General features: G+C 70.8%; 20 protein-coding genes. 6 read left to right on the plus strand and 14 right to left on the minus strand.

The features are described 5' to 3' along the window. Positions 1-14: 14 nt before the first annotated feature. The 7 genes from ACZ466_RS10620 to ACZ466_RS10650 form a co-directional block, all read right to left on the minus strand. The gene (locus ACZ466_RS10620) at positions 15-746 is read right to left on the minus strand and encodes an ABC transporter ATP-binding protein (RefSeq protein WP_378287229.1); all 732 of its coding nucleotides are present in this window, start codon (positions 744-746) and stop codon (positions 15-17) included. After that, positions 746-2,554: a branched-chain amino acid ABC transporter ATP-binding protein/permease gene (locus tag ACZ466_RS10625; RefSeq protein ID WP_378287230.1), complete on the minus strand. Its 1,809-nt coding sequence runs from the start codon at positions 2,552-2,554 to the stop codon at positions 746-748. Before ACZ466_RS10625 ends, ACZ466_RS10620 begins: the two co-directional genes overlap by 1 nt. Next, positions 2,551-3,423, minus strand: a complete 873-nt coding sequence (locus tag ACZ466_RS10630; protein WP_378287231.1) for a branched-chain amino acid ABC transporter permease — start codon at positions 3,421-3,423, stop codon at positions 2,551-2,553. Before ACZ466_RS10630 ends, ACZ466_RS10625 begins: the two co-directional genes overlap by 4 nt. Further along, positions 3,420-4,625: an ABC transporter substrate-binding protein gene (locus ACZ466_RS10635; protein ID WP_378287232.1), complete on the minus strand. Its 1,206-nt coding sequence runs from the start codon at positions 4,623-4,625 to the stop codon at positions 3,420-3,422. Before ACZ466_RS10635 ends, ACZ466_RS10630 begins: the two co-directional genes overlap by 4 nt. Continuing rightward, positions 4,622-4,831: a hypothetical protein gene (locus tag ACZ466_RS10640; protein ID WP_464043326.1), complete on the minus strand. Its 210-nt coding sequence runs from the start codon at positions 4,829-4,831 to the stop codon at positions 4,622-4,624. Before ACZ466_RS10640 ends, ACZ466_RS10635 begins: the two co-directional genes overlap by 4 nt. Positions 4,832-5,644: 813 nt before the next feature. Then, positions 5,645-6,997, minus strand: a complete 1,353-nt coding sequence (locus ACZ466_RS10645) for an IS4 family transposase (protein ID WP_378293554.1) — start codon at positions 6,995-6,997, stop codon at positions 5,645-5,647. Positions 6,998-7,166: 169 nt separating this feature from the next. Continuing rightward, complete coding sequence (locus ACZ466_RS10650) at positions 7,167-8,339, minus strand: ABC transporter substrate-binding protein (protein ID WP_378291906.1); 1,173 nt, start codon at positions 8,337-8,339, stop codon at positions 7,167-7,169. A 145-nt stretch (positions 8,340-8,484) separates the two neighbouring features. On the opposite strand from ACZ466_RS10650, the gene ACZ466_RS10655 reads away from it, so the two are divergent. After that, positions 8,485-8,880 (plus strand): hypothetical protein, encoded by a 396-nt coding sequence (locus ACZ466_RS10655; protein WP_378291904.1) that lies wholly within the window; start codon positions 8,485-8,487, stop codon positions 8,878-8,880. A 63-nt stretch (positions 8,881-8,943) separates the two neighbouring features. On the opposite strand, the gene ACZ466_RS10660 is transcribed toward ACZ466_RS10655, so the two are convergent. The 6 genes from ACZ466_RS10660 to ACZ466_RS10685 all read right to left on the minus strand — a co-directional run bounded on the left by ACZ466_RS10660 (position 8,944) and on the right by ACZ466_RS10685 (position 14,777). Further along, positions 8,944-9,735 (minus strand): hypothetical protein, encoded by a 792-nt coding sequence (locus ACZ466_RS10660; protein WP_378291902.1) that lies wholly within the window; start codon positions 9,733-9,735, stop codon positions 8,944-8,946. Between the two features lie 70 nt (positions 9,736-9,805). Next, positions 9,806-10,594, minus strand: coding sequence for an alpha/beta fold hydrolase (locus tag ACZ466_RS10665; protein WP_378291900.1), 789 nt, complete (start codon positions 10,592-10,594; stop codon positions 9,806-9,808). A 9-nt stretch (positions 10,595-10,603) separates the two neighbouring features. Next, on the minus strand, positions 10,604-11,800 hold the full coding sequence (locus ACZ466_RS10670; RefSeq protein ID WP_378291898.1) for an ABC transporter permease: 1,197 nt from the start codon (positions 11,798-11,800) through the stop codon (positions 10,604-10,606). Then, entirely contained in the window at positions 11,797-12,621 is an 825-nt protein-coding gene (locus ACZ466_RS10675) for an ABC transporter ATP-binding protein (protein WP_378291896.1), read from the minus strand. The genes ACZ466_RS10670 and ACZ466_RS10675 overlap by 4 nt, the downstream gene beginning before the upstream one ends. Further along, the gene (locus ACZ466_RS10680; RefSeq protein WP_378291894.1) at positions 12,618-13,763 is read right to left on the minus strand and encodes a peptidoglycan-binding protein; all 1,146 of its coding nucleotides are present in this window, start codon (positions 13,761-13,763) and stop codon (positions 12,618-12,620) included. Before ACZ466_RS10680 ends, ACZ466_RS10675 begins: the two co-directional genes overlap by 4 nt. A gap of 366 nt (positions 13,764-14,129) precedes the next feature. Then, positions 14,130-14,777: a hypothetical protein gene (locus tag ACZ466_RS10685; protein ID WP_378291892.1), complete on the minus strand. Its 648-nt coding sequence runs from the start codon at positions 14,775-14,777 to the stop codon at positions 14,130-14,132. Positions 14,778-15,209: 432 nt separating this feature from the next. Here ACZ466_RS10685 and ACZ466_RS10690 point away from each other — a divergent pair, with 432 nt between their 5' ends. The 5 genes from ACZ466_RS10690 to ACZ466_RS10710 all read left to right on the plus strand — a co-directional run bounded on the left by ACZ466_RS10690 (position 15,210) and on the right by ACZ466_RS10710 (position 20,701). Then, complete coding sequence (locus ACZ466_RS10690; protein WP_378291889.1) at positions 15,210-16,445, plus strand: cytochrome P450; 1,236 nt, start codon at positions 15,210-15,212, stop codon at positions 16,443-16,445. Between the two features lie 186 nt (positions 16,446-16,631). Continuing rightward, positions 16,632-17,285, plus strand: a complete 654-nt coding sequence (locus tag ACZ466_RS10695; RefSeq protein ID WP_378291887.1) for a response regulator transcription factor — start codon at positions 16,632-16,634, stop codon at positions 17,283-17,285. A gap of 7 nt (positions 17,286-17,292) precedes the next feature. Then, positions 17,293-18,711 (plus strand): sensor histidine kinase, encoded by a 1,419-nt coding sequence (locus tag ACZ466_RS10700; RefSeq protein ID WP_378291885.1) that lies wholly within the window; start codon positions 17,293-17,295, stop codon positions 18,709-18,711. 67 nt (positions 18,712-18,778) lie between these two features. After that, the gene (locus ACZ466_RS10705) at positions 18,779-19,837 is read left to right on the plus strand and encodes a methyltransferase (RefSeq protein ID WP_378291884.1); all 1,059 of its coding nucleotides are present in this window, start codon (positions 18,779-18,781) and stop codon (positions 19,835-19,837) included. Positions 19,838-19,849: 12 nt separating this feature from the next. Continuing rightward, on the plus strand, positions 19,850-20,701 hold the full coding sequence (locus ACZ466_RS10710; RefSeq protein WP_378291882.1) for a sulfotransferase domain-containing protein: 852 nt from the start codon (positions 19,850-19,852) through the stop codon (positions 20,699-20,701). A gap of 249 nt (positions 20,702-20,950) precedes the next feature. On the opposite strand, the gene ACZ466_RS10715 is transcribed toward ACZ466_RS10710, so the two are convergent. Beyond that, positions 20,951-23,161: an ArnT family glycosyltransferase gene (locus ACZ466_RS10715; RefSeq protein ID WP_378291879.1), complete on the minus strand. Its 2,211-nt coding sequence runs from the start codon at positions 23,159-23,161 to the stop codon at positions 20,951-20,953. Between the last annotated feature and the right edge of the window lie 13 nt (positions 23,162-23,174).

Here is a 23,174-nt window from a genome sequence, read left to right on the forward strand (position 1 = left end):
CGCGGCCGTCGTGGTCAGAGGGAGGAGTAGATGCTGTTCGCGATGGTCTCGGCGGAGAGGTTCGAGGCACGGTCCCGGAGGGTGACCCGTCCCCGGTCGAGGACGACCACGTCGTCGGCGATGCCGCCCAGCAACTCGTCGACGAGCTGCTCGACGAGCAGGATCGCGAGGCCCTCCGCGCGAAGCCGGTCCAGAAGCTCGAACACCTGATCAGTGATCACGGGGGCCAGCCCCGAGGACGGCTCGTCGACGAGGAGCACCCGGGGCCGGGCGGCAAGCGCCGTGGCGATCGCCAGCATCTGCTGCTGGCCGCCGGACAGCGCCCCGGCTCGTTGCCTGCGCCGCTCCCCGAGGACCGGGAAGCGCTCGTACAGCTCCTCCAGGATCGTCGCGTCGTCCTGACGGGATCGGCGGCCGCGCAGACCCACGCGCAGGTTGTCGTGAACGGACAGGTCCCGGAAGACCTGCTTGCCCTCCTGCACGATCGACATGCCGAGCCGCACGCGTCTATGCGGTGGCAGGCCGGTGATGGTCCGTCCGTCGAGGGCGACGCTGCCCGATCGCGTCGGCAGGAGTCCGCAGATCCCGGAGAGCAACGTCGTCTTGCCGGCTCCGTTCCGGCCGACCAGCGCGGTGATCCTGCCGGGCATCAGCTGCAGCGAGGCTTCCCAGACCGCGACGAGGTCGCCGTACGCGACCTGGAGGTCGGCGACATCGAGGGCGGGCGGGCTGGTCGACTCATCCATCACGTCGTCCTCGAATCAAGGTCGTCCGGTTCCCGCCGGCCGCGGCGGCCGAGATAGCTGTCGATGACGCGCTGGTCACGCCGGACCACCTCGGGTGGTCCGGCCGCGATGACGCGGCCGAGCTCCATGACGAAGACCTGGTCCGCCACGTCCATGACGAACGGGACGTTGTGCTCGACCAGCACGACGGTCCCGCCCGCGTCCCGGATCCGGCGCATCAGCATGCCCAGCTCCCGCAGTTCGTTGTCGTCCAGGCCTGCTGCCGGTTCGTCGAGGAGCAGGACGCTCGGCTCGCCCGCCACCGATCGCACGACCTCCAGCAGCCGCCGGGTCCCGAGGGGAAGGGACGCCGCGTCCTGGGCGGCGGCATGCTCGAGGCCGGCGAACGACAGCGCCGCGACCGCCGCCTCCCGGTCCGCCTTCCGGACCCGGTGGTACTTCGGCAGCCGGAGGACGGCCGACAGGGCGCCGATGTCCCCCTTCCGGAACCGGCCGGACTCGACGACCTCCAGGACGCTCATCGACCCGAGGCCGACCGGGGTCTGGAAGGTCCGGCCCACGCCGAGCCGGCTGACCCGGTGCGCCCGCAGGCCCGTGAGTTCACGACCGGCCAGCTCGACCCGGCCGGCGTCGGCCGGCAGCAGGCCGGAGACGAGGTTGAGCAGCGTGGTCTTGCCGGCGCCGTTCGGGCCGATGATCGCGGCGATCGTCCCCGGCTCCACCGTGAGGTCGACGCCGGAAAGCGCGCGCAGGCCCGCGAAGCTCTTCTCCACCCCGGCCACGACCATCCGCGTGCCGGGAATCGACAGATCCGCGGGACGTTCGACGGTGCCCTGCGATCCGCGGCCAGGGAGCGCCCGGTCACGGAACTTCCGGGCGAGGCCGGCGAGGCCTCCTGAGAAGGCGGTCCCGATGACGACGAGGAAGACACCGTAGGCCAGCGTCGAGTACTCCTCGAACGACTTCAGTTGCAGCGGCCCGAGCACCAGGATCGCGGCTCCGACGGGAGCGCCCCAGACGCTGGCGGCACCCCCCACGACCGTCGCGGCGAGGAGCGCGATGAGCATGTGCAGCGTGAAGGCTTCCGGACTGACGAAGCCGGTGAGGTACGTGTAGAGCACTCCCGCGAGCCCGGCAGGAAGCGCGCCGATGACGTACGCCTGGACACGCAACCGGTACACCGAGCCGCCAAGGCTCTCGGTCAGGGTCGGGCTCGCGGAAAGAATGCGCAGGAACTGGCCGAAGCGGGACACGATGAGGTTGCGCTGGAGCAGCAGCCAGAGCAGGGTCACCACGACCGCGACGACGTAGAACCCGGTCGTGCCGAGAGGCCAGCCGAAGAAGGTCGGAGCGAGGATGCCGGCGAGTCCCGCCGTACCACCGGTCTCGGACTCGAAGAGCTTCAGCAGTTCCGGAACGAGCAGGACGTAGAAGAACGACACCAGGGCGAGCGCCCATCGGCTCAGGCGCAGGCCGGGAATTCCGGTGAGGAGTCCCGTGACGGCCGCCAGGCAGGCCGCGACGGCGAAGCCCGCCAGGATGTCCGTGACCCCGTGCTGGTACAGGATCGCGCTGATGTAGGAGCCGGAGGCGAAGACGGCGACCTGCCCGAGTGCCAGCTCGCCGGCGTAACCGAAGCTCAGGTTCAGGCCGCTGCAGATCAGGGTGTAGATGGCGATCAGGGCGAGCTGCTGCTGCCAGTAGCCGGCCAGACCGAACAGGGGCAGCAGTGCCACCAGGACGAAGGCCGCGATGGCGGGGGCCGGAGTGTCCAGCGCGAGGGCGGACAGCCGTTGACGCATGCTCATACGACCCTCAATCCGCGATGGCCGAACAAGCCGGTGGGCTTCACCAGCAGGATCATCACCAGCAGCCCGAACAGGATCAGGGGCGGGTACTCCGCGCCGAAGTACCGGCCGGCGAACGCTTGGACGAGACCGACGGCGACGCCTCCCACGAGACAGCCGAGGTAGCTCCCGAACCCGCCGAGGGCGAGTGCGACGAAGCCGTAGATCGTGAGCGAGACCCCGATGGAGACGCTGACGCCGACCTTCGGGGCGATCACCGGTCCCAGCAGGCCCCCGAGGCCACCGGCCAGCATGAACGCGGTGGTCCGCAGCGCCGTGACGTTGACGCCCTTCGCCCTCGCCGCGTCGGGGTTGTCGGTGGCAGCGCGCCCGCTGAGCCCCCACGCGGTGCGTCCGGACACCAGGTGCATCGCCAGTGCCGCGACCACGGCGAGGGCGACGAGCCAGATGTCCACCGGGGCGAGCTTCCCGCCGAGCAGCGTCACGGTCTCCGTGCCGCCGAAGAAGGGCAGCGACTTGGGCGTCCGCCCCCAGGTCGCCGCCAGGACGCCCAGGATGATGACGAAGGCGCCGACGGTGGTGACGAGCACGGCGTGGCCGTGCGCTCCGTGGCGGGCGACGACCGGGCGAATGGCGAGGAGTTCCACCAGCAGCCCGATCAGGCCGCACGCGACGGCGCCGGCGATCGCGGCCGCCCACCACGGAAGGTCCAGGTCGACCATCATGAACCACGCGAAGAAGCAGCTGAAGACCATGATCTGGCCCTGCGTGAAGTTGAAGACCCCGCTCTGGGCCATCGTGATGTTGTAGCCGACGGCGACGAGGGCGTACACGGCGCCGATCGCCAGGCCCGTCCAGATGGTCGTCACGGCGTGGCCGGAACGATCTGCGAGTTGTCCATGCCCTTGTAGCCGGCGAACGCCCACCACTCCGGGCCGAAGCTCGGGTAGTGGTTGCTCGAGGAGAAGTTCACCGGCCCGAGGAAGTAGGGGATCTGCGCCGGACCCGCCTTCTCGATCGCGGCGGTCATCTTGGCCGGGTCGGTGCTGTTGGCGAGTTTGGCCGCGTAGGCCGCGAGGATGACGTCGTTATAGGTGACGACGTAGGTGTTCATGCTGAACTCCAACGTGCCGCCGGTCTGCTGGCGGGTGGCGTCGAAGAAGGCCTTGAACGCCTGCGTCTGCGTGGTCGGATGCCCCTTGACGGCGAAGGAGAGCGACTGCAGCCGCACCCCGTCGTAGGCGCTCGCAGGCCCGTTCTCCGAAAGGTCGCCCGACGAGAAGTTCTGGCTCGCGTACGTCGGGACGTCGGGCTTCAGCTTCGTGCGGGCCTGCACGATCGCGGCGGAAGGGGGCCCGTAGGAGTCCAGGACCAGGACGTCGGGGTCGAGGTCGAGCGCCTGCTGCATCTGGGACGTCGCGTCGACGGCGGCCACCGGCACCGTCACGATGTTCGTGGTGATGCCCTTGGTCCCGAGCACGTCCTTGATGGTCTGGGCGCCCACCGAGCCCGATTTCTCCGCGGTGATCAGGCTGACCTTCTTGAATCCCTTCGCGGTGAACTCCGCCGCCAGGGAGGTCGCCATCTGGTCCCGGAGGTAGGTGGTGCCGAACAGGTACGGGTACTTCTTCGGGTCGTTCAGCCTGGGATCCGGCCCGTGCGTGGCCATGAAGACCTTCGCCTGGGCCAGCAGCGGCGCGGTCGCCATGATGTCGGCGGTGACCATGCCGGGGACCACGGCCTGGGGGCGACCGTCGGCCACCAGCTTCCGCGTCTGGGTGACGGCCTGGACAGGGTCGCCGGCGGTGTCGATGACGTTGAGCTCGACCGGCTTGCCGAAGACGCCGCCCTGCTGGTTGATCACGGAAGCGGCCGCGCGTGCGCCCTGGGCCATCACCTTGCCCACCGGCGCGTAGTCGCCGCTCAGACCGAGAAGAACGTCGATCTTGAACGGCTTGCCGCCCGGCCCCGTCCCCGACGGCGCCGAGGCGTCGGTTCCCGGGCCGCACGCCGTGCCGGCGGCCATCGTCATCGCGGCGACGGCGGCCACGAGGATGCGCGGTGCTCTCATGATCTTTCCTTCTGGTCAGGTGTTGCGTCCGCGTTGACCCCGATGTTCTGGCCGGTGACGTCCTCGGCCCGGCCGAGATCCCGGTGTCCGCTGACACCACCCGCCCCGATCGTGATGGCGTCGTCGTCCGATGCTCCGGCAGAGGCGCCCGCCCCGCCCCCGGCGGTGATGGCCGGTGCGCGGGCGATCGACGTGAGCTTCAGCATCCCGATCATGTGATCGTTCGCCTTCTTTCGACGCCATTCGGTGATGGCGTTCCGTAGGGGGTGGTGGGCGCCGGGCCGGACGGCCGCTGGGCGCGTGGGGTGAAGCCATGCCGAGGCCGTCGGACGAGTCCGGCCCGTTTCCGAGCACGACGACATCGGCCTGCGGCTTCGCAGGCCCGGATCTAGGCGCTTCGGCTACTCGGGGGGGTGGTTGATTGGGGGCGGGTTCTTGCTGGGCGATCACATGTTGCGTCCGCCGTTGACTCTCAGCGCCTGGCCGGGGGCGCAGCAGCCACCTGCGCCACGTGGACGCGGTCGTCCGGACGACCGGTGCGCAGGCCGTTGGCGCCGAACGGCCGACTCGGCGGGGTGAGCCGCTCCGGCCCAGCGCGCCCCTTGCATCACCATGGTGACGGACTCCCAGCGAGCTCGGCGTGAACGTATCACCTGGAAGAGAACGAGGTTCTCAACAGCCGAATCTAACGCTTGCCCCAACCAAAGGCAATAGTCTTGCAATCTTTGTAATGATGGATCGAGAGATCGGCATCACCGCTGCCCAGAGGGGTGGCCAGGGAACAGCAACAGTGCAGGAAGTCGCGCGCCACGACACCCGCCCGGCCGCGGCCAGGATCGCGGCCGAACGGCGCCCTCACCGATCCGATGCCCCGGACCGAGGATTCGGCGATGGCCCCACCGCGAGGGTCGCGAGTCGACCCACCAAGCGACCAGCCTGCCCGGATTCCGACACCTTGAAGGGGTGGGACGTCTCAGCGGGCCAGGACGTTCTGGAGGGCTAGGGGCAATGCCGGGTAGTTAAGGGCTTGGGGTGGGCGTCAACTCAGGTGGGTGGAGGATGTCGATGGTGAGGGTCGCCCGGTGGTTGGTGCGGTCGACCTGGCCTTTTGCCCGGTGTTTGGAGATCGCTCGTTTGACGATGCGGGGGCAGCTGCGGTCTCGGCGGGCGGGCAGCGGGTTGTCCAGGACCGCCCGGCCGATCTGTCCGACCAGGTCGATGACGGTGCCGGCGATGACCCCGGCGGCGTGGACGACCTGGTCGCGGGCGGCCAGCAGCGCGACGGTGAAGCTGGCCCGGTCGGCGGGGAGGCCGCCGCCGGCCGTGGCGTCGGCCATCGCCAGCCGCAACGCCTGGTAGACGGCCAGCAGAGCGTAGATCTCCTGGTCGGCGCCCTGCGGGGTACGCGAGCGCAGGACACGGCCGCCCAGCATGGTGGACTTCAGCTCCAGATAGGTCGTCTCGATCTCCCACCGCTGGTGGTAGAGCCTCACGATCTCCGCAGCCGGGTGGAGGCGCGGATCCAGCAGGGTGGTGATCAACCGGTAATGGCCGGTGCGGTGCCCGCCGCCCGACAGGGTGAGGGTGATCTGGGCGTCGATCACCCGGATCGGCACCCCGCCCAGCACCGAACGCCACGATCGGTCGGCCAGGGTCTCAAGACGGGGCAGCGGCCGGTTGCTCTTGCAGCGGATCAGCAGGTCCGCGCCGGTGCCCTGCGGACCGGCGATCGCCGCCACCAGGGCTTTGACGGCGAAATTGCGGTCGGCCAGCAGCAGCATGCCCGCCTTGAGGCAGCCGAACAACTCGGGCGCGTAGGCCGTCTCACCGGTCGCGAACCGGCCGAACCCGGCCCCCAGCACGGTGCGGGTGCCGCAGGCGACCACCGCGACCAGCCGGACCAGCGGATAGCCCGACCCGCCATGACTGCCGCTCTGATGACCATAGGCCGCCAGATTGGCCGGGCTGTCGGGGACACTCATCGTGGTGCCGTCCATCGCGCACACCAGCAGCCCCCGCCACCGCACCGCCCCCGCGGGCGGACCGGCCAGCAGATCGAACAACGCCCGCAGCGGCGCGACCCCCACCCGGCGGCGGGCCTGGGCCAGCACCGACGACGAGGGCACCCACCCCGGCCCCTCCAGGCCCGACACCAGCCGCGCCCACACCTGCCCAAGGCCCTGCCCCTCGAACAACCCCGCCGCCAGCAGCAGATACACCACCACCCGCGACGGCAACCGCCGCACCCGCCGCTGCGCCGACCGCGTCTCGGCCAGCACCTCGTCCACCATCTCGAACGGCACGATCCGGGTCAGTTCCCCCAGATGCCCGGGCGCGAACACCCCGCCCGCCCAACGGTCGACCGAACCCATGGCACAGGCCCCAGCAGACCTGGCAGACTCAACACCCAACGGAGATCCAGTAGGTCAGACGGACGATGGTAGAAGATCACCCGTTCTACTGGATCTCCGTTCCCACGTCTCCAAGATCCACCAAACCCCTGGACAACCAGCCCACAGGCCTAACTACCCGGCATTGGGGCTAGGGGGTCTTGATGGTGTAGGGCTTGGGCTCGGTGACCACGGGCTTGCCGTTCTGGTACTCGCCCCTGGTCGCCGAGGTGTTCTTGATCCGCGGCATGGCGGGCACCGGCGTCGCGGTGAAGTCGATCGGAGCCGTCGCGCCCATGGTGTCGAAGGCCTTCTGCTTGTCCAGCCATGCCTTGATCTTCTCCGCGTCCGGCCCGCCCGCCGCCGGGACGACCTTCGTGAGCAGCTTCACTCCGAGCCAGGCGTTGATCACGCCGTCGGCGATGGGGTTGGTGAGGCCGCCCACCTTCGGCCCGTACTTGGCGACGTCGGCCTCGAAGTCCTTGCGTACGGTCCCGCCGTAGGCCAGGACGCCGAGGTTCGGCTGCCGCAACTGCATCAGCGTCTTCGTCAGCTGCGGCGACACCTCGATGCTGGGGATCGCCCAGCGCAGCCCGGTCAGCCCGATCTGGTGGCAGGTCTGGATCAGCATGGGGCTCTGGCCCGCGCTGATCGCGAGCACGGCGGTGTCCGCGCCGGACTCTTTGATCTTCAGGCAGGCGGGCTGGAAGTCGGCGGTGGTCGCCGGCAGCGTCACCGAGCTGATCGAGATCGACTTGGGGTAGTAGGTGGTCGCCCGCTTCTGGCTCTCCCGGGCGATGACGCTGTCCGAGGAGACGTAGGCGACCTTCTTGGTGGCCGGCGGGAGCATCTGCGGCAGGATCCAGTACTGCACCAGCACCGGCTGCAGCACGTAGACCCGGTCGTTCTTCAGCGAATCCAGGCTCGACCCCAGGCTGGCCCACGAGATGCTCTTGGTCGCCTTGAGCGTCGGGACGAGGCCCGCCTCCATGTTGCCGTCGTTGCCGACCATCATCAGGACCTTGTCCTGCCTCAGCAGCTTCTGCGCGCACAGCGCGGCGCCCTGCGGGGTGCCCTTGTCGTCGCAGACGACGATCTCCACCTTGCGGCCGCCGATCCCGCCCGCGTCGTTGACCGCCGCCGCCGCGATCTTGGCCCCCTGCGGCACCCAGGGATGGGAGTAGGAGTTGGTCTGCAGCCCCGCCATGATGCCCAGCTTGATCGGGCCGTCGCCGTCCGCCGCGCTCCCCCCGGCCGGGCCGCACCCCGTCGCGCCCAGCGAAACCGCGGCGAGCGTGGCCATGGACCGATGACGAATGCGCATGTCACTCCCACAGTGCGAGTGGCCCCGATGTTGTGACCGGCACCACACCCGACCTGAGCCGAAGCGTAGTCAGTAATCACTCACTCCGCAATCCCTCCAGCGCCGGCCCGTACCACACGTCCGGCGGCCGAACGGCTTCGTGCCGGTGACCACGAGCCTGCCCGTTCTGGATCTCGCTCTTGAACGCAGAGGCGTTCTTGGCGCGACGTCCACCGGCGCGGTGAAGTTGTTCGGGGCCGTCACGCCGCCGGTGTCGAACGCCTTCTCCTCGTCCAGCCACGCCTTGCCCGGGCCGCCCGCCGCCGGGATCACCGTGGTCAGAAGCTTCACCCCGAGCCAGGCATTGACCTTGCCGTCGGCCCTCGCGTTGGTGATGCCGCCGGCCTTCCGCCCGTACCCGGCGACGTCGAATTCGCGCTGGCTCCCCGCCGAAGTTCGGCTGCCGCAGTTCCGTCAGCCTCTTCATCACCTGCGGCGCCGGCACGATGCCAGCTCGATCTGGTTGCAGGCCTGGATCAGCGACGGGCTCTGCCCGATCTGATCGCGTTACCGCGGTGTCCGCGTTCCCCGCGTGCGCGTGGAACGGGTCGTCTGACCTGGTGACCTAGCGCCGCAATGTGGCTTGAGCGGGGTGGTGGCACACTCGATCGTCATCGGTCACCTCGTACAGCTCGATCCGCAGCATGCGCCGTACGTGGGCTGGGACGCGCCTGGCCGCCTGCAGTGAAGACGATGGGAAGATGAGCACGTAACTCACGGATACTGATTCATCGGTCATGCGACGCAGCAACTGCCCGTAGGCGATGTCGGTGTCGATGCCTCTTTCGCCGGTACGCCCCTTGGCTTCGCAGACCAGCCGCTCCTGGCCGCGGGTGGCCTCCAGATCGGTCCACCGGTCGGTCGGCGTCACCGGTCTCCAGCCCTGAGCGACCAGCCACGTGCGAAAGACGTGGACGACCCGGTCCTCGTCGCTGTCGTAGGCGAGGAGTGCGCGTACCGTCGCCAGGTCGGATGCCCGGGCGCGGCGCAGTCGGCCCCGGCTGTCGGCGTCCAGATCCGACGGGCGGATCACCACCAGCCGAAGGCCGTGCGCCGGGATCCCGGTGTCGCGCCGGGAATCGTAGATCGCCCGCTGCCGGCCACGGTGCACTCCGCTGATGGTCAACCTGTCGGGCTTGTCGAAGTGCGGTACGGGCCGGTCATGCTGAAGCTCCCGGTACTCGACCACGAGCCCGCGGCCCGGCCAGTAGCCATCGACAGGGAGCCTGGCCCTTCGACCGTCAGCGGTCGGGTCGCCCAGCAGCCAATCGAACCGGTGCTGGGTCACGGCCTGCTCACCCAGGACCTCGCTGCACAGACCGATGACGTACGCCTCGTCGCTGTCGGCTCTGCCCATGCCGGAATGATGCCACCACGGCAGCGTCGGCGCGGTGAAGCCATCGCCATCCGGAAGAAGTCCTTCCTGGTCAGGGACGGAAGAAGTCGAGGATGGCCGCGTTCACGGCTTCGGGTTGCTCCAGCTGGCCGTAGTGGCCGCAGTGTGCGATCTCCCGGTACGTGCCGCCCGGGATGTGGTCGGCCACCTCGCGGGCCAGGTGGGGCGGGGCCATGAGGTCGTCGGTGAAGCCCATGACCAGGCAGGCGGACTCGATCGTCCGGTAGCGCTCCAGGCGGTTGGGGATGGTGTCGATCGAGAGCTGTGAACGGCTGAGCATGGTGCTGATCGGGGACATCTCGAAGATGTCCAGCCAGTCGCGGACGAGGCGCTCGTCGTTCAGGGTGCGGCGGGAGAAGCCGCGGACCACGTTGACGACCGCCTCGTAGCGAGGGGGCAGCTTGACGCCGCTGTCCAGGAGTTCCAGTTCGGCGTGGGAGGCGGCGGCGCTGAGGGCGTCGGTCCGGCCTCGGGTGGCCATCAGGACCGCCTGGCTCACCAGGTCGGAACGGGTGGTCAGGAGTTCCTGGGCGATGATCGCGCCCATGGAGAAGCCGACCAGGCGGCAGGGGGACGGGCGGAGGTGCTCGATCAGGCCGATGGTGTCGGCGACCATGTCGGCCAGGGTGAAGCCCTCCGCGGAGATCTCGGACGGCGGGATGCCGCGGTTGTCCACGGTGATCGCGCGGAAGCCGGCCTTGATCAGGGCGGGGACCTGGTGGGTGCGCCAGACCCGGCCCGGGGCTCCGGTGCCGGCGAGGAGCACGACGGGGTCGCCGGCGCCGTACTCTTCGTAGTTGATGCCGTTGACGATGGGCATGGTGCTCCCTCAGACCGTTCGCAGGGCTTCGGTGGGCTGCATCCGGGCCGCGCGCAGGGCGGGCAGGAGGCCGGCGACGCCGCCGATCGCCACGGCCGCCGCCACTCCGCCGCCCCAGGCCGTGGGCGGGATCACCACGGCCCAGTCCTTGGCGGAGGCGTAGACGACCGTGGCCAGCACCCCGCAGGCGACGCCGACCGCGCCGCCGAGGCCGGCCAGGAGGATGGACTCGCTCAGGAACTGGGTGCGGATATGTCCTCGGGTGGCGCCGAGCGCGCGGCGCAGGCCGATCTCGGAGCGGCGTTCCAGGACCGAGATGATCATCGTGTTGGCGACGCCGACTCCGCCGACCAGCAGGGCGACCGCGCCGAGCCCCAGGAACAGGCCGTTGAGGGCCGACTCGGCGGCGGCCCGGGCGACGAGCGCCTCCGAGGGGTTGCTGACCGTGACCTGGCCGGGGAACTGCGGGTTGGCGGTCGCCGCCAGGACGGCGTGCACGTTGTCCACCTGGTCGGTCTGCGACCGTGCGTAGATGGTGGTCGGATGACCGTCGAAGCCGAGGTACTGCTCGGCCGCCTTGAAGCCGACCAGCACGGAGGAGTCGATCTCGGGTGCCAGCTTGGCCGGTCCGAGGATGCCCGCGACATAGAACCACTGGTCGCCGAGCCAGATCCGCTGCCCGGCGCGGACACGGTCGATGCCGAGCCGCTGCGCCGCGCTGGATCCGAGCACGGCCACCGGCTGCGTCGCGGTGGCGGCGTTCAGGTAGCGGCCGCGCAGCACGGTCGTGCGTACGGCCTCGGGCAGTTGCAGGGTCGCCGCCCGTACGGTGAGCGCGTTGGTGTTGACGGCGGGCACCAGCGGCGAACGGTAGACCTTGGCCTTCGTCGCCCCGGTGCTCTGCACCTGCTCCACCGGCCCGATCCGGGCGATCATGCCGGGTGCGGTCTTGGGCAGCGGGACCTCCTTGCCCGACAGGTCCTTGCCGGTGCTGACGGTCAGCATGTTGGTGCCCAGCCGGTCGATCTCGGCCAGCAGCCCCGCCTGGGACGAGGCGGACAGGCCGAGCACGGCGACGATGGACGCCACGCCGATGGCGATGCCGAGGGCCGACAAAGCCGCGCGCATCCGCCGGGTGCGCAACCCGACGCTGGCGACCCGGGCCAGGTCGGCCGGCTGCATCCGGCGCGGAGCGATGACGGTCACGGGTGCGGCCTTTCGGTGCGGTCGGCCCGGAGCGCCGTGGGCGCGTCCGCTCGGGCCTCGTTGTCAGGTGCCGCGGGGTGGCGGACGTCGTTGACGATGCGGCCGTCCAGGACCTCGATGCGGCGGGGCAGCCGGGCGGCCAGGTCGCGGTCGTGCGTGATCACGACGATGGTGGCGCCCTCGGCGTTGAGGTCGGTCAGCAGCCCGTAGATGGACTCGGCGGTCTTGCTGTCGAGGTTGCCGGTGGGCTCGTCGGCCAGGACCAGGGCGGGCCGTCCGACCAGGGCGCGGGCGATCGCCACCCGCTGCCGTTCGCCACCGGACAGCTTGGACGGCAGGAAGTCGGCCCGGTGCGACAGCCCCACGCGGTGGAGCGCCTCGGCGGCCGCCGCGCGGCGCGCCGCGCGGTTCACGCCCGCGTAGAGGAGGCCGTCCGCCACGTTCTCCAGCGCCGTGGAATGCTGCGCCAGGAAGAACTGCTGGAACACGAAGCCGATCGTGGTCGCCCGCAGCGAGGCCAGGTCGCGGTCGCTCATCCGCGCGACGTCCATGCCGGTGATGCGCACGACGCCGGAGGTGGGGCGGTCGAGCGTGCCCATCACGTGCAGCAGGGTCGACTTGCCCGAACCCGAGGGGCCCACGATCGCGATGAGTTCGCCGCGCTGGATGGTGAAGCTCACCCCGGCCAGGGCCACCACGGGCTCCGCCGCCGGATACAGCTTGCTCACCGAGTCCAGTTGCAGGACCGCCCGGTCGTCGCCGCCGCCGGTCACGCCGGCCGGGTCCGGCATCGTCGGCGCCGCGGCCTTCCCGCCGATCATGACGCAGGCACCACGACGCGCCGGCCGGCGGCCAGGTCCTTGCCGCTGACCTGGACCGTGCCGCTGGTGTTGTCGAACAGGCCCAGCGTCACCGGGACGATGCGGCGCGCGCCGTTCGCCTCGACCAGTTCGACGCCGTAGCCGCCGTTGAGCAGGGCGAGCAGGGCGTTCACCGGGACCGCCAGGACGTCCTCGACGCTCTCGGTGACGATCGACACCCCCACCGGGGCCTGGTCGAGCGTGCCGGTGGCCTTCTCGTCCGTCGGCCTGATGCGCACGGTGATGGTGGCGCCGCCGGTCGAGGTCTTCTTGGCGACCGTGCCCACCGACGTGACCACGCCGGGGGTGCTCTTCATGTTCGGCAGCGTGATCGTCACGTTGTCGCCTTCCTTGACCTGCGACTGCATGGCCGCGTCCACCGCGACGGTCACCGTGCGCTCGGTCGAGCCGGCCTTGACCACGACCTCGCCCGCCTTGGCGGCGGTGCCGGAGGTCACGGGCACCGAGGTGATCCTGACCTTGTCCTTGGGCAGGAACACCGCCTGCCTCCTGGTCAGCGTCCCGGTGTCGTCGAGGCCGAGGTCGTCCTGAAGATCCTGCAGCGCGTCCTCGGTGGCCCAGCCGAAGTACTTGGAGCGCGGGTCGAGATAGCCGCCCGCGGTGTGGCCCAGCGCGACCAGCGCCGCGTTGAGCTGGCGCACGTCGGTGCCCGACAGGCCGCGCTTCAGGTCCCGGTAGAACGGGGAGGACGCGCCCTCGAGGAAGATCACCGGCTTGCCGTCGACCCGGTACAGCACCTCGCCCTGCCGGTACACCCTGCCGGTCTTCGGCAGCTTGGTGTACGTCCCGGACCCCTGGTTGATCGCCTGGTAGGAGCCGGCGAAGGACAGCGTGCCGTTCACCGAGGTACGGGCGGACAGCCGGCCCTTCGTGATCGTCGCCGTGCCGGTGGGGGCCACGCTGCCGGTGTCCCCGGCCTTGCCGTCGTCGAGCGGACCGGTGATCACGTAGGCGATGCCCAGCCCGGCCACGACGACCACCACGGCGGGCAGCACGACCCGGCGGCGCCGGCGGCGCTGCGCGGCCGACGGTTCGACCGGTTTGTCGGCGTCATTCTGCAATGATGTGGGAAGTGCGTTCACGACTCACCACCGCTTTCCATGGCAACTCCTCATCCGCATGCCGGGTCGTGCTCGAAGTCGCACTGAGGCGCTCTAAGTAGGTTTTACGGGACCGGCGGTTTCGGAACAGTTTCGTTCCGCTCGGCTTCGCCGCGAACTGCCCGCGCAGGTATCGGACATGAGGAAACGCCGCCACGGCGGCACGGAGCGAACCCTCCCCAGCCTGGCGGTGCCGGTCCGCCGCCTGCCAGGCTGGAAAGGGTTCAAGATCGCGGTTCGTCGCGCGGCACACGGCGCGGTTCGCTCACCGGGCCCGGGGTCGATTCGTTCCACGAACCTTCGGGCCGGGGTGCCCGGCGAATCTCGGAGAGGGGCCGTCGTCCACCATCAGGGGCCGCCGGGGCCGCTGCCCTGCGTGTCGCCCTTTCCGCCGCCGGCGAGGTGCTGCTGGCACTTCTTCTCGGCGTTCTTGAACACCGGTCCGGCCGGGTCGACGCCGAGCTTGTCGCCATCGATGCCGATGCCGCCGCCGGGCTTGGGGTCCGGGAACTTCGGGACACCGTTCTCCCGCATGCACTTGGCGTACTTGAGGCCCGCGGCACGGTTCTCGGGGACGCCGCCGGCCGGGGGCGCGGGCAGCAGCGACTTGCACGCCGCGTCGGCCTTCTTGAACTGCGGCGAGAACTGCTGGACCTTCTGCGCGTCGATCGAGAGCCCGCCGTTGGAGTCGGGGTCGGGGAACTCGGTGATGCCGTTCTTGCGCATGCACTGGGAGTAGGCCAGCGCCATCTTCTTGACCTCGTCCTTGGACACCCCGGGGCCCGCGCCCTGGTTGGCCGGCGCGGACGATCCGCCGCTGGGGCCGACGTTCGCCACTTCCTTGCCCTCGCCCTCCGGGTCTCCCCCGCAACCGCCCACCAGCAGGGCGAGGGCCGCCGCCCCGGTGACCAGCGAGCCGGTCACCGGCCAGGCACGGCGCCGACGTGCGCGCGGCCGGGCCTCCCGGCCGCCGTCGTGTTCTGTGCTCGCGTCCATGTGCAGCTCCTTTTCCATGCCCTCGGCCAAGGCTGAACCTCGATGGGGCCCGTTCTACGGGCCAGGGGGTTTCGGCGAGGTATCAGAGCGGAACCCGTCGGCGGGTGGCTTTGACACCGTGATGTGTGCTATCCGGCGACCCCGCGAAGCGGCGCCGCGTGACCGAAACTTCTTTTTCCGCCCAGCCCACCATGCATGAACGCGCCTCTTTCCGCGACTGTCCAAATTCGCCATTCGCGGCGGCGCGGGCACTCCCTTGAGAACGCGAAACCGGTCCGGTACGGTGAAAAATCGGATGGACCCCGCCGGTTTGCGCTGATCAGCCGCAGTAAGTGACCGCGGCGAATGGCACTCCGCGCCCATGCCGTTCGCACATTGTCTCCGCGCGTCGATTCGCGCGTCCCGCCCGCAGCCGAAGGAGTTGGTTCTCGCATGACTGCCCAGCAGATCGCGGTCCCGGACCTGGTGGACCCGAAGAGCCATCTGGACCACGACATGATCGAGGTCTGGCGGCGGCTCCGGGCCGAGGAGCCGGTGTACCGGCATCCGGCGGCCGCCGGGCGGCCGGGCTTCTGGGTGATCAGCCGCCACGACGACGTCGCGCGGATCCTCCGCGACGACGAGCGCTTCACCTCCGAGCGCGGGAACGTGCTGGCCACGATGCTGCAGGGCGGCGACACCGGGGCCGGCCGGATGCTCGCGGTCACCGACGGCCGGCACCACACCGACCTGCGCAGCCTTCTCCTGCAGGCCTTCGCGCCCCGCGCCCTGAAGGACGTGACGCTGCGGGTCCGCGGGCTGGTCAGGACGCTGCTGACCGAGGCCGCCGAGCGCGGCGAATGCGACTTCGCCAAGGACATCGCGTCCGTCATCCCGCTGGAGACGATCTGCGACCTGCTCGCCGTCCCCGTCTCCGACCGGCGGGAGGTGCTCCGCCTCACCAAGTCCGCGCTGGCCTCGGACTACGAGTCGCCCGGATCCGACGTCGACCGGATGGCGCGCGGCGAGATCCTGCTGTACTTCACCGACCTGCTCCGGCAGCGCCGCCGCCGCCCCGGCACCGACCCGATCAGCCTCATGGCGACCGCCGAGGTGGGGGGCCGGCGGCTCGGCGACGACGACATCGTCCTCAACTGCTACAGCCTGATCATGGGCGGGGACGAGACCAGCCGGCTGTCGATGATCGGCGCCGTGCGGGCCCTGGTCGAGAACCCCGACCAGTGGCGGGCCCTGAAGAACCGCGAGGTGACCGTGGAGAGCGCGGGGGAGGAGGTGCTCCGCTGGACCACGCCGACCATGCATTTCGGGCGTTCGGCCCTCGTCGACGTCCCCGTGGGCGAGCGCACGATCGCCTCCGGAGACCTCGTCACCCTGTGGTTCACCTCCGCCAACCGGGATGAAAGAGCCTTTTCCGAACCCGACCGGTTCGACCTGTCCCGCTCCCCCAACAAGCATCTGTCCCTCGGCTACGGCCGCCATTTCTGCCTGGGCGCCCATCTCGGCCGCGTCGAGATCAACGCGATGCTGGACGGTCTGCGCACCTTTGTGGACGACATCGAACAAACCGGGCCCGGCCGTCACATCTATTCCAACTTCCTGTCCGGAATGAGCAGCCTGCCGGTGACCTTGAAGGCCGCCCCGGCCAGGGGAGCCGACTGGCAGGAATAACCTGCGGGGTCTGACCGAAACCGCGCTGAAACCCATCGCCGGGCATCATGGGAGAGGCGGGACAGCGCGGGGCGCCGTGGGCACGCGGGCGCCTGTGGCTGTGGGCCCGCGGCGCCGTGGGGCTTTCCGTCCAACTGCGCGAATTGTTCAGACGGGGGCCCTCGATCCCCATCGGGAGGAGCGGCAGTGCGTGTTCTTGTGATCGAAGACGACGAGGAGATGGGCCGGGCGGTCGCCACCGGCCTGCGCCGGGCCCGGATGGCCGTCGACCTCGCCCTCGACGGCCCCGCCGGGCTCGAACGCGCCCTGCTCAACGACTACGACGTGGTCGTGCTCGACCGCGACCTGCCCGGCCTGCACGGCGACGAGATCTGCGGCGAGCTGATCGCCGCCCAGTGCCGCAGCCGGGTGCTCATGCTCACCGCGGCCGCCACCGCCGAGGACATGGTCGACGGGCTGGGCATCGGCGCCGACGACTACCTGCCCAAGCCCTTCGACTTCCCGGTGCTGGTCGCGCGGATCGGCGCGCTCGCGCGCCGCGCCCACCCGATGGTCCCGCCGGTGCTCGAGCACGGCGACATCGTCGTGGACACGGCCCGGCGCCGCGCCCACCGCGGGTCGCGGCCGCTCGAGCTGGCCCCCAAGGAGTTCGGCGTCCTGGAGCTGCTGATCGCCTCCAAGGGCCGTACCGTCTCCTCCGAGGAGCTGCTGGAACGGGTCTGGGACGAGGCCGCCGATCCGTTCACCAAGACCGTCAAGGTCACCATGAGCCGGCTGCGCGCCAAGCTGGGCGACCCGCCGGTCATCGAGACCGTCGCCAAGTCCGGATACCGGATCTGAGGCCGCCATGCGCTCGCACCAGCCCGCCGCCCGGGAAGAACCCCCCGCCCAGGAGCGGCCCGCCGCCCAGGGACGGCCGTCCGCTCGGCACGCGGCACGGGCCGCCGCGCGCACGTCGCGGCTCCGCCTGCCCAACCGCACCGTCCGGCTCCGCCTCACCCTGCTGTACGGCGCCCTGTTCCTCGTCTGCGGGACCGCGCTGCTGGCGATCACGTACGTGCTGATGGACCACGCCACGGCCGACGGCTACATCTACAAGGGCAAGGACAACAGCGTCAACGCGATGGTCGGCTCCCCCGAGCCGCCGCAGGGGTACCCGCCGGTCCCGGAGGGCCGCCAGAGCCAGAGCGGGCAGCTCGAGGGCGTCGACCCGAACCCGGCCGCCGAGCAGCCGATGGCCGACGCCAGGACGGCCGAGCTCCTCGCCAAACGGCAGCACGAGGAGCAGATGCACCAGCTGATCATCCAGTCCGGCATCGCCCTGGGGATCATGACGGTGATCTCGATCGGGCTGGGCTGGATCGTGGCGGGACGCATCCTGCACCGGCTGCGGACGATCACCGCGGCGGCGCGCGACATCTCGGCGACCAACCTGCACGAACGGCTCGCCCTCGACGGCCCGCGCGACGAGCTCAAGGAGCTCGGCGACACCTTCGACGAGCTGCTCGCCCGGCTGGAGTCCTCGTTCCTGACGCAGCGCCAGTTCATCGCCAACGCCTCGCACGAGCTGCGCACGCCGCTGGCCCGGCAGCGCACCGTCGCGCAGGTCGCGCTGTCCGACCCCGGGGCCACCGCCGACACGCTCCGGGAGGCCCACGAGCGGGTGCTCGCCGCGGGCGCGCAGCAGGAACGGCTCATCGCGGCGCTGCTCACCCTGGCCCGAGGGCAGGCCGGGCTCAGCGCCCGCGAGCCGTTCGACCTGGCGCGGCTGACCGAGGAGGTCGTCATCATCCGGCAGGAAGACGCCGAGCAGCGCGGCCTGCGGATCGGCACGCGGTTCTCGCCCGCGACGGCGGTGGGCGACCCCCGGCTGGCCGAACGCCTGATCGTCAACCTCGTCGACAACGCGCTGCGCCACAACGTCCCGGACGGCCACGTCCGGGTCGGCACCGGGGTCCGGGACGGCCGCCCCGTCCTGACGGTGGTCAACACCGGCCCCGTCGTGCCCGCCGACGCCGTCGACAGGCTCTTCCGCCCGTTCGAGCGGCTCGGCGCCGAGCGCACCCGCAAGGACGGCCTCGGCCTGGGCATGCCGATCGTGCGGGCCGTCGCCGACGCCCACGACGCCGGCATCACCGTGGAGCCGCGCCCCGGCGGGGGCCTGGAGATCACCGTGAGCTTCCAGGCCCCGGACCCGCCCGCCCCCGCCCACCGGCGCGCCCCCTCCCTCGCGAACGGCGCGGGACCCGCCCGGCCGCGCGCTTGACCTGCTCCCGCTCTTGTCCGGAGTCGAGCGACGTCCGGAGGACATCCCCCGCTGAAGGAGGCGGAAAGTGCTCGAGACCACGACCGTGCGCGACAAGAACGTCGTCGACGACGACGACCCGCGCGCGCAGATCTGGGAAGTGCTGCGCGGCCAGTGGAGATTCTCCGCGCTGTACGCGTTCGTCGACCTCGAACTCGCGGACCGGTTAGGTTCGGGCCCGCTGACGGTCGACACGCTCGCCGAACGCTGCGGCGGCGACCGCCTGGCCCTGAGCCGTCTGCTGCGCACCGCCGCGGGTCTCGGCATCGTACGCAGCGTCCCGGGTGAGGACGGCCTGGGCAGGTACGCCCTGACCCCGGCGGGCGAGACCCTGCGCACCGACGTGCCGCGCTCGATGCGTTCGGTCGTCATCCCGCAGGGGGCGCCGGACTTCCTGGAGGCGATGGGTTCCCTGGCCGAGGCGGTCCGCGATGGCAGGTCCCCGTTCGCCACCCGCTTCGGAACGATGTACGGCTATCTGGAGCAGCACCCCGAGGCCCGGCACCACTTCGACGCCCACATGTCGACCCGGTCCCGTTCCATCGCCGAGGCCGTCGTCGCCGAGTACGACTTCTCCGGGATCGGCGTCATCGCCGACCTGGGCGGCGGCGTGGGCACCGTGCTCGCGACGATCCTGCGGGCCGCTCCGAACCTGCGCGGTCTCCTGTTCGAACTCGAACCGGTCGTCGCCCGGGCCGCCGGCTTCCTCGCCGACCAGGGCGTCGCCGACCGCTGCGAGCTGGTCGCCGGCGACTTCTTCACCTCGGTCCCCGCGGCGGACGCCTACATCCTCTCCAACATCGTCCACAACTGGGACGACGACGGCGCCCTGCGCATCCTGACCAACATGCGCGAGGTCATGCCCGACCACGGCCGGGCGCTGCTGCTGGACATCCTCCTGCCCGAGGACGACCGTCCCCACCTGGGCAAGGACCTGGACATGCGGATGCTGGCGCTCTACGACGGCGCCCGCGAACGCGGCGAGGACGAGTACCTCGCCCTGCTCGGCAAGGCGGGACTGCGCCCCAACCGGGTGATCGAGCTGCCGTACGCCCTCAGCCTGATCGAAGCCCTGCCGGACTTCTGAGCGGGAGGAACCATGCGCAAGCCCGCGATGGTCTACCGCACCCCCGAGGACGACAGCACCCGGTGGCTCGGCTTCCCGTTCCGCCCGGGCGACATCGTCGTCAGCACGGCGCACAAGAGCGGCACGACCTGGACCCAGATGATCTGTGCGCTCCTGGTCTTCCAGACCCCCGAGCTGCCGGCCCCGCTCGCGGAGCTGTCCCCCTGGCTGGACCAGCTCGTCACCCCGGCCGACGAGGTGTACGCCTCGCTGGCCGCCCAGGAGCACCGCCGCTTCATCAAGACCCACACCCCGCTCGACGGGCTGCCGCTGGCCCCCGAGGTCACCTACATCGTCGTCGCCCGGCACCCGCTCGACGTGGCGGTCTCCCGCTACCACCACTTCGAGGGGCTGCCGGCCGGCGAGCGCCCCCGGATCCCGCCCGTGCGCGAATGGGTGCTGTCCTGGGTCGACCGCGACGACTGGCAGCCCGACTCGCTCCAGCGCCTCGTCTGGCACCTCTCCGACGCCTGGGAGCGCCGCGACGAACCCAACGTGGTGCTCGTCCACTACGAAGACCTGTCCCTCGACCTCGACCACGAGATGCGCCGCCTGGCCGGCCGCCTGGGAATCAGCGTCCCCGACCGAACCTGGCCCGCCCTCGTGGAGGCGGCCACGTTCAAGCACATGCGCGCCCGCGCCGACCTGCTGGTCCCCAAGGCGGCCAAGGCCCTGACCGACAACCGCGCGTTCTTCCGCAAGGGCACCTCCGGCTCGGGCCGCGCCCTGCTGGCTGGCGAAGAACTGGCCCACTACCGCGAACGCGTGGAGACCATGGCCTCCCCCGACCTCCTGTCCTGGCTCCACCGCCCGTGCTCTATTTAGTCCCGGCCTACGGCGCTCGCCTGGCGGCTGTGTCTCTAGTCCCGGCCCACGGCACTCGCCTGGCGGCTCGCACCTAACCGGGCCTTGGCGAGCGCGACATCGCTTCGCGATCTGCCCGGTGAGGCTCGCCTTCGGCTTCGCCTCACCGGGCAGGTAGCGCGCTCGCGCGGTACTTGAGGCCACTTCGAGACATGCTCGAGAAGACAAGAGAACGCCGAGGCCCCACCGCGGGGCCTCGGCGTTCGTTCGTCAGGAGTTGCCGCAGTCGTACAGGAGCTCCTGGGGGTTGGGCTGGGCGGCGCCCGCGCCCGCATAGGACGATTCGGGCACCGGGGTGCAGGCGGAGCGCGTCCACTGGATGACGTCGTTGACGGTCGGGGTGATGGGCGTACCGGAGTAGCCGATGTCGGCCGAGCCGCCGACGAGGATGAAGCGCAGGTCGCCGTCGGCCACCAGCTCCTTGATCCGTGACAGCGTCGGTGCGGGTACGGAGCCGCGGAAGCCGCCGATCGGCAGCACCTTCGCGCCGGCACCGGCGATGAAGGTGCTGGCCGTGTCGAAGGACGTCGTGGCGAAGAGGTGGTCGGCGCCCCTGGCGTGGGCTCGGGTGTAGCGGAGCAGCGCGCGCTGGTGGCCGGTCAGTTCGTAGTGCGAACCCGGCTCGCGGTGGTTGCCCGGTCCGGCGCCGGCTTCGAAGGAGTCGCCCGCGTAGCGGGAGTCGAGTACGGAGGCGGCCCAGACGGTGGGCGTGAGCAGGACCGCGCCGACTCCGGCGACCAGCGCGGCCGTGACCATGCGGGGGCGCGCCCAGGGCTTGACGAGGGCCACCACCAGGACCACCAGCGCCGCCCCGCCGACCGCCGAGACGAGCGGGACCAGCCACGGCAGGAAGCTCGGGTAGTCCCTGGAGAGGTGGATCGTCCACGCCAGTTCGGCGGCCACCAGCACCGGAAGGGCCCAGGCACGCCTGCCGCCCGCGCGGTGGGCGCGGCAGATCGCGACGATTCCCGCCGCGGCCAGGGCCGCGATCGAGACGCTCAGGGTCGCGAGGTAGGCCTTGTGGGACACATCGATCTTGGAGAAGACGAGCGCGGATAGCGCGAACCACGTGCCCCACATCAGGTACCCGCCACGGGTCCGGTCGGTGCGGCCGGCCCGGCGGTGCCACACCAGGCCGAGGCCCAGCGACAGGAGCGCCGCGGGATACAGCCAGCCGGTCTGCGTGGCGATGTCGGGCCTCAGGAGCTTGGTCCAGCCTCCCGAGCTCTCCGACGTCCCGGCCCGGGGGGCGGCGCCGTCCGGTCCTGTGCCGGGTGCGGTGTCGGGTCCGCTGTCGGCCGTTCCGCTCGTGGTGCCCGGGCCCCGATCGTCCTTGCCGCCGGGTCCCCCGCCTTCATGGGTTCCCGGGCCGCCGGTGTCCTCGTTGCCGGGCCCTCCGCCCTGGCTCGTACCACCGTCCTGGCCGCTCGGGGCACCGGGTGCGTTCGGGTCGGTGCCCTTGCTCTGGGTCGCCGGGCCGTTGCCGCCGTCCTGGGATCCGGCGCCGCGGAGCGTCCCCGGCACCATGATCCCGAGGCGGTCCAGGCCGTTGTAGCCGAACACCATCGACAGCGCTTTGTCGTTGGTGGTGCCGTCGACGTAGGGACGGTCCGCGGCCGGCGTCAGCACGAAGAGCATGGTCCAGGACGCCGACACGACGATCAGGGCGGCCCCCGCGATCAGCAGGTGCCGGATCCGGCGGCGCAGGGCGACGTCGGCCACCAGCAGGTACCCCAGGGCCAGCGCCGGGACGACCATCCACGCCTGCAGCATCTTGCACTGGAACCCGAGGCCGATCCAGACGCCGGCCAGCACCAGGGAACGCGGGCGCGCCTCGTTGACCGCCCGCTGGTAGCAGTCGGCGGCCAGCACGAGGAACATCGTCAGCGCCCCGTCCTCCATGGAATGGCCGAACATCGACGTCACGATCGGCGTCAGCCCGAGCAGGCCGGCGGCGAGCAGCCCCGCCGCCGGGCCCTGCCAGCGGCGTACCACCCGGTACATGACCAGGACCGTGATGACGCCCTCGATCGCCTGCGGCAGCGCGAGCGACCACTCGTGGAACCCGAAGATCCGGACGGACAGGGCCTGGAACACGAAGGACCCGGCCAGCTTGTCGACCGTGGACGTGGCGGCCGGGTCGACGGCGCCGAAGAGGAACGCCTTCCAACTCATCGACATGCTCTTGGCGACCACGGAGTACAGCGGGGCGTACCCGGCATCGTGCAGATTCCAGGAGAACAGCAGGCCGGCGACCGCCGCGACGGCCAGCAGCGCCGGACGGGCCCAGGGCGGCTGCCCGTCCGGCGAGCGCCACACCTCCCAGCGGCGGCGCGGCCTCGGCGCGGCTCCGGCGGGGGGCGCGGGAGCGTCGGAACGATCTTCCTTCGTCGTCGGTAACGGACCGTGCGACGTGGACACGCAGAACCTCCGT

It is taken from the genome of Actinomadura rugatobispora, assembly GCF_055379765.1.

What these genes read in the sequence shown, in the direction of transcription:
- ACZ466_RS10620 (WP_378287229.1), bottom strand. Translation starts at nt 746, where the DNA reads ATGGATGAGTCGACCAGCCCGCCCGCCCTCGATGTCGCCGACCTCCAG.
- ACZ466_RS10625 (WP_378287230.1), bottom strand. Translation starts at nt 2,554, where the DNA reads ATGAGCATGCGTCAACGGCTGTCCGCCCTCGCGCTGGACACTCCGGCC.
- ACZ466_RS10635 (WP_378287232.1), bottom strand. Translation starts at nt 4,625, where the DNA reads ATGAGAGCACCGCGCATCCTCGTGGCCGCCGTCGCCGCGATGACGATG.
- ACZ466_RS10640 (WP_464043326.1), bottom strand. Translation starts at nt 4,831, where the DNA reads ATGCTGAAGCTCACGTCGATCGCCCGCGCACCGGCCATCACCGCCGGG.
- ACZ466_RS10645 (WP_378293554.1), bottom strand. Translation starts at nt 6,997, where the DNA reads ATGGGTTCGGTCGACCGTTGGGCGGGCGGGGTGTTCGCGCCCGGGCAT.
- ACZ466_RS10650 (WP_378291906.1), bottom strand. Translation starts at nt 8,339, where the DNA reads ATGCGCATTCGTCATCGGTCCATGGCCACGCTCGCCGCGGTTTCGCTG.
- ACZ466_RS10660 (WP_378291902.1), bottom strand. Translation starts at nt 9,735, where the DNA reads ATGGGCAGAGCCGACAGCGACGAGGCGTACGTCATCGGTCTGTGCAGC.
- ACZ466_RS10665 (WP_378291900.1), bottom strand. Translation starts at nt 10,594, where the DNA reads ATGCCCATCGTCAACGGCATCAACTACGAAGAGTACGGCGCCGGCGAC.
- ACZ466_RS10675 (WP_378291896.1), bottom strand. Translation starts at nt 12,621, where the DNA reads ATGATCGGCGGGAAGGCCGCGGCGCCGACGATGCCGGACCCGGCCGGC.
- ACZ466_RS10685 (WP_378291892.1), bottom strand. Translation starts at nt 14,777, where the DNA reads ATGGACGCGAGCACAGAACACGACGGCGGCCGGGAGGCCCGGCCGCGC.
- ACZ466_RS10690 (WP_378291889.1), top strand. Translation starts at nt 15,210, where the DNA reads ATGACTGCCCAGCAGATCGCGGTCCCGGACCTGGTGGACCCGAAGAGC.
- ACZ466_RS10700 (WP_378291885.1), top strand. Translation starts at nt 17,293, where the DNA reads ATGCGCTCGCACCAGCCCGCCGCCCGGGAAGAACCCCCCGCCCAGGAG.
- ACZ466_RS10710 (WP_378291882.1), top strand. Translation starts at nt 19,850, where the DNA reads ATGCGCAAGCCCGCGATGGTCTACCGCACCCCCGAGGACGACAGCACC.